The organism is Aeromicrobium sp., assembly GCF_025965075.1.
Taxonomy (GTDB): domain Bacteria; phylum Actinomycetota; class Actinomycetes; order Propionibacteriales; family Nocardioidaceae; genus Aeromicrobium.
Map to the genome: position 1 here is coordinate 1 of NZ_JAOPXQ010000167.1, position 5,540 is coordinate 5,540.

Here is a 5,540-nt window from a genome sequence, read left to right on the forward strand (position 1 = left end):
GATCGTCGCCGCCGACGGCACGACCGAGATCGTCCCGACCTATCGCGGAGAGGGCATGAACTTCGGATGAGCAGCCACCAGCCGGCGGCCCGCTGGCAGAACTGGGGTCGCAGCGCCGAGGCGCATCCCGTACGCATCGCGCACCCCGCGTCGACCGCCGAGGTCGTGTCGATCGTCCGGGAGGCCGCCGCGGCGGGGTTGACGGTCAAGGCCGTCGGCGCGAGCCACTCCTTCACCGCGATCGGGGCCACCGACGGCGTCCTGCTCAAGCTGGACCGGATGTCCCGGGTCCTCGCGACCGACACCGCGCAGGGCCGGGTCCGGGTCCAGGCCGGGATCTCGCTGCACGACCTGAACCCCCAGCTCAAGGCCCGCGGCCTCGCCCTGGCCAATCTGGGTGACATCGACCCGCAATCGGTCGCCGGCGCGGTGTCGACCGGCACCCACGGCACGGGCGGCCGCCTGTTCGGCATCTCGACGTCGGTCGTGGGCGTCCAGCTCGTGACCGCCACGGGCGACGTGCTGGAGATCGACGAGCAGCACGAGTGGTTCGGCGCGTCCCGCGTGACCCTCGGGGCGCTCGGCATCGTCACCGAGGTGACCCTGCAGTGCGTGCCGGCGTTCCTGCTGCACGCCCGCGAGGAGCCCATGGCCCTGCCCGAGGTGCTGGGCCGGGTCGACGAGCTCGTCGACGGCAACGATCACTTCGAGTTCTACTGGTTCCCGCACACCGAGAAGACCGCGGTCAAGCGCAACAACCGGGTCCCCGAGGGCACCGCACGCCGTCCGGTCGGCCGGTTCCGGCACTGGCTGGATGACGAGTTCCTCAGCAACACCGCGTTCGAGGGGATCAACCGGGTCGTCGCCCGCCGCCGCTCGTGGATCCCCCGGGTCAACTCGATCGCCGGGTCGGCGCTGAGCGCCCGCGAGTACGTCGACGACTCCTACAACGTGTTCGTCTCGCCGCGCACCGTGCGGTTCCGGGAGTCCGAGTTCGCGATGCCCCGCGCGGCGCTGCCCCACGTCCTGGCCGAGCTCGCGGCGTGGTTCGGCGCGGGGCACGAGAACATCTCGTTCCCGATCGAGGTGCGCTTCGCCGCCGCCGACGACGTCTGGCTGTCGACCGGCCACGAGCGGGACAACTGCTACGTCGCGGTGCACCAGTACTGGCGCAGCGACTACGCGGCGTACTTCGCCGCCACCCAGGACATCTTCACGGCGCACGAGGGACGCCCCCACTGGGGCAAGATCCACACCCTCGGGGCCGACTACTTCTCGCGGGCGTACTCCCGCTTCGACGCCTTCGTCGCGATCCGCGACGAGCTCGACCCGGCGAGGACGTTCAGCAATCCGTACCTCGACACGGTCCTGGGCTGACCCGACGGGCGCGCTGAATCCCGGGGCGGTGGAGGATCCACAGCCCCGGACATTCGAACGCCGATGAGGTCAGCCTCGGTGCTGGGAGATCGCGTAGAGCGCGATGCCCGCCGCGACGCCCGCGTTGAGGCTCTCGAGGCCGGTGCTCATCGGGATCGAGACGATCTCGTCGCACGTCTCGCCGACCAGGCGGGACAAGCCCTTGCCCTCGCTGCCGATCACGACGACCAGCGGGCCGTCGATCATCTGCGACTCGGCGACGTCGACCGTCCCGTCGGCAGCCAGGCCGATGACCATGCAGCCATCCTCCTGGAACTCCTTCAGCGTGCGGGTGATGTTGGTGACCCGCGCGACCGGCACCCGGGCCGCCGCACCGGCGGAGGTCTTCCACGCCGCTGCGGTGATCTGCGCGGCCCGACGCTCCGGGATCACGACGCCGTGCGCGCCGAAGCCCGAGGCCGAGCGGATGATCGCGCCGAGGTTGCGCGGATCCGTGATGCCGTCGAGGACCAGGATCAGGGCGGGCTCGTCACGCTCGGCCGCCAGCGCCATCAGCTCGTCGGGCGAGGCGTACTCGTACGCGTTGAGCTTCGCGGCGATGCCCTGGTGGACGGCTCCACCGGTGAGCTTGTCGAGCTCGAGGCGACCGATCTCGAGCAGGCTGACGTGCTGCTCGGCGGCGAGCTTGAAGATCTCGCGGATCTTCTCGTCGCGGTCGGTGCCCTCGGCGACGTACAGCGCGTGCACCGGGACGGTCGCCTTGAGCAGCTCCAGCACGGAGTTGCGCCCGGCGACCCACTCGGCGGCGTCGCCGACCTTGCGCTTGGGGCGGGCCGCATCGCGCTTGGCGCCGGCGTTCTTCATCTTGTAGATCTTGTGGTTGGGGCGGTCCTCCGCGCGCGGCGTCGGCCCCTTGCCCTCGAGGCCCTGACGACGGCGTCCACCCGAGCCGGCGGTGGGGTTGCCCTTGCCGGTCTTCTTGATGGCGCCCTTGCGCTTGCTGTTGCCTGGCATGGTCCTAGCTACCCTTCACGGACCAGCGCGCACCCTGCGGCGTGTCCTCGATCTCGATGCCGGCCGCTGTGAGCTGGTCGCGCACCCGGTCCGCCGTGGCGAAGTCCTTGGTGGCGCGTGCCTCCTGGCGCTGCTCGAGCATTCCCTCGACGAGGGAGTCGATCACCTGCGCATAGGCCGCATCGTCACCCCCACGATCCCACGTCGGGGACAGTGGGTCCAAACCGAGCACGTCGAGCATCGAGCGTACGTCCGCCAGCGCCGTGGCCAGGTCGGCCGATCCGCCGCCCGCGAGCAGCGAGTTGCCCTCCGACACGCGCCCCTGCAGGACCGCCAGCGCGGCCGGGACGGAGAGGTCGTCGTCCATCGCCGCGGCGAACGCATCGGGCACGCCGCCGAGGTCACCGGGGCCCGTGATGCGGGCCGCCCGGCGGACGAATCCCTCGATCCGCTGGAACGCCGTCGCGGCCTCGGCCAGCGACTCCTCGGAGAACTCCACGATCGAGCGATAGTGCGACGCCGCGAGGTAGTAGCGCAGGTCGATCGGGCGCACGCGCTTGACGACCTCGCTGACCATCAGGGTGTTCCCGACCGACTTCGACATCTTCGCGCCGGACAGGTTGAGCATCGCGTTGTGCATCCAGAACCGGGCGAACCGCTGCCCCGCGGCCCGCGACTGGGCCAGCTCGTTCTCGTGGTGCGGGAAGCGCAGGTCGAGCCCACCGCCGTGGATGTCGAACTCCTCGCCGAGGTACTTCGCCGCCATCGCAGAGCACTCGAGGTGCCAGCCGGGACGGCCGGGCCCCCACGGGGTCGGCCAGGAGGCGGACTCCGGGTCACCCTCCTTGCGTCCCTTCCACAGGGCGAAGTCGCGGGCGTCCCGCTTGCCCTCCGGCGGGGCGTCCTCGGCCGGCAGCATGTCGTCGACCTTCTGGTTGGACAGCTCGCCGTAGGACGGCCACGACCGGACGTCGAAGTACACGTCACCCGACCCGTCCGTCGCCGCATAGGCGTGCCCGTTGTCGATCAGGGTCTGCATCATCGTGATCATCTCGGGCACGACGCCGGTGGCGCGGGGCTCGTACGTCGGCGGGGTGCAGCCGAGCACCTCGTACGCCGCGTGCAGCGCCCGCTCGTTCTCGTAGGCCACCGCGAACCACGGCCGATCCTGCTCGAGGCCCTTGGCGAGGATCTTGTCGTCGATGTCGGTCACGTTGGCGACGATCGTGACGTCCAGGCCCGAGCGCTCGAGCCAGCGACGCAGGACGTCGAACACGACCTCCTTGCGGATGTGGCCGATGTGCGGCGGCCCCTGCACCGTCAGCCCGCAGTGGTAGATCGAGACCTGCCCGGGACGGACCGGGACGAGCTCACGGATCTGCCGGGACGCGGTGTCGTAGAGGTGAAATGCCACGGGCCCAACCCTATCGGCTCGTCGACACCCGGCGCCCTCGTACGGACGAGGCCCGTTCGTCACAGCAGCCCCATGAGTCCCATCCGTCACCTACCATGGGTCGATGCGCCGTTCCCTTCCCCTGCTCGCCGCCACCGCACTGCTTGCCGCCGCCCTGCCGGCCGTCCCGGCCAGCGCCGCGTCCGACCCCGCCGCGTTCGCGCGCTGGACCGAGACCACCGACTTCGCCAAGGGCGACTCCTACGGGCTGAAGGCCGGCAGCGGCCGGGTGGCGCTCGGCGCCGGCACCGTCGTGGAGAAGTTCGACGACCCGCGCGTGTCGGGAGGCGCGAAGTCGTTCGACCGCGGCTACTGGCGCAGCCCGTGGCAGAAGACCGGCTTCGCCGCCAAGAGCCTCATCCCGTCGTGGAGCATCGACACCCCGGGCGGCACGTGGGCCCGGATCGACGTGCGGGTCCGCAGCGGCTCGACGGTCGGCAGCTGGGACACCGTCGGACGCTGGGCCAAGGGCTCGTCGAGCATCCAGCGCACGTCGTACCCCGCGCAGACCGACGACCTGGCCAAGCTCTCGACCGACACCCTGGTCGCCAACGCCGGCAAGTCCTTCGACCAGTGGCAGGTCCGGGTCATGCTGTTCAAGCCCAAGGGCGCCGCGACGAGCCCGACGCTGCACGCCGTCAACGGCATCGCGTCGTCGTACGTGACCCGCGCGGCCAGCGCCACCAGCGCCACCACCATGACGGCGACGAAGGACCTCGCGGTGCCGATGTCGTCGCAGATGATCCACAAGGGCGAGTACGCCCAGTGGGGCGGTGGCGGCGAGGCCTGGTGCTCGCCGACCTCGACCTCGATGGTGCTGCGCTACTACGGCAAGGGCCCCACGAAGGCCGACTACTCGTGGTCCAAGTACGCCGAGTCGTGGGTCGACCACGCGGCGCGCTACACCTTCGACCACCGCTACGACGGCACCGGCAACTGGCCGTTCAACACCGCGTACGCCGCGGGCTACTCGCTCGACACGTTCGTGACCCGGCTCGACTCGCTGCGGGACGCCGAGGCGTTCATCAAGGCCGGCATCCCGCTCGTCGCGTCGGTCGCCTTCGGCAAGGGCGAGCTGACCGGGGCGCCGATCTCCTCGACGCCGGGCCACCTGCTCGTGGTCCGCGGGTTCAGCTCGACCGGCAAGGTCATCGCCAACGACCCGGCCGCCTCGAAGAGCTCGACGGTCCGCCGGGTCTACTCCCGGGCGCAGTTCGAGAAGGCCTGGCTCCGCGGCAGCGGTGGCGTCGTCTACGTCATCCGCCCCATCAGCAAGGCGCTCCCCAAGGACACCGCGCGCTGGTAGGTCAGCCGACCGTCACGTCGATCCGCGGATAGCCCGTCGCCCCGTCGGGCAGCACGCCGGCGGTCTCGGCGGTCTGCGGGTCACCGTCGGCATCGGTCGCCCGCGCCTCGATCGTGTGGTCGCCCTCCTCGGCGTCCCACTCCCCCGACCACTGGACCCAGGTGTCCACGGTAGGAGCCGCGGCGAGGGTCGCCGTGCGCCACGGGCCACCGTCGACCCGGAACTCGACGCCCGTGACGCCCACGTGCTGCGCCCACGCGACGCCGGCGACCGTCACGGTCCCGGCGCCGATCGTGGCCCCGTCGCGGGGCACGTCGATCCGCGACTCGGTCTTGATCGGCCCGCGCTCGCCCCAGCCGTTCTGCGTCCAGTACGCCTCGAAGTCCGCGA

5 protein-coding genes are annotated in these 5,540 nt (G+C 71.0%); 2 read left to right on the forward strand and 3 right to left on the reverse strand.

Features of this window, described 5'->3' with window-relative positions; all coding sequences use genetic code 11:
* The first annotated feature begins 66 nt into the window (after nucleotides 1–66).
* Nucleotides 67–1,377: a D-arabinono-1,4-lactone oxidase gene (locus JWQ91_RS10275; RefSeq protein WP_297783249.1), complete on the forward strand. Its 1,311-nt coding sequence runs from the start codon at nucleotides 67–69 to the stop codon at nucleotides 1,375–1,377.
* Nucleotides 1,378–1,446: 69 nt separating this feature from the next.
* Here JWQ91_RS10275 and rlmB read toward each other — a convergent pair whose 3' ends face one another.
* Both rlmB and cysS read right to left on the reverse strand, forming a co-directional pair.
* A complete protein-coding gene (rlmB, locus tag JWQ91_RS10280) occupies nucleotides 1,447–2,391 on the reverse strand; it encodes a 23S rRNA (guanosine(2251)-2'-O)-methyltransferase RlmB (RefSeq protein ID WP_297783252.1) in 945 nt (314 codons plus the stop codon).
* A gap of 4 nt (nucleotides 2,392–2,395) precedes the next feature.
* Complete coding sequence (gene cysS / locus JWQ91_RS10285; protein ID WP_297783255.1) at nucleotides 2,396–3,805, reverse strand: cysteine--tRNA ligase; 1,410 nt, start codon at nucleotides 3,803–3,805, stop codon at nucleotides 2,396–2,398.
* A 103-nt stretch (nucleotides 3,806–3,908) separates the two neighbouring features.
* Here cysS and JWQ91_RS10290 point away from each other — a divergent pair, with 103 nt between their 5' ends.
* Nucleotides 3,909–5,150: a peptidase C39 family protein gene (locus JWQ91_RS10290; protein ID WP_297783258.1), complete on the forward strand. Its 1,242-nt coding sequence runs from the start codon at nucleotides 3,909–3,911 to the stop codon at nucleotides 5,148–5,150.
* A 1-nt stretch (nucleotide 5,151) separates the two neighbouring features.
* On the opposite strand, the gene JWQ91_RS10295 is transcribed toward JWQ91_RS10290, so the two are convergent.
* On the reverse strand, nucleotides 5,152–5,540 hold a 389-nt coding region (locus JWQ91_RS10295; RefSeq protein ID WP_297783261.1), incomplete at its 5' end, for an Ig-like domain-containing protein.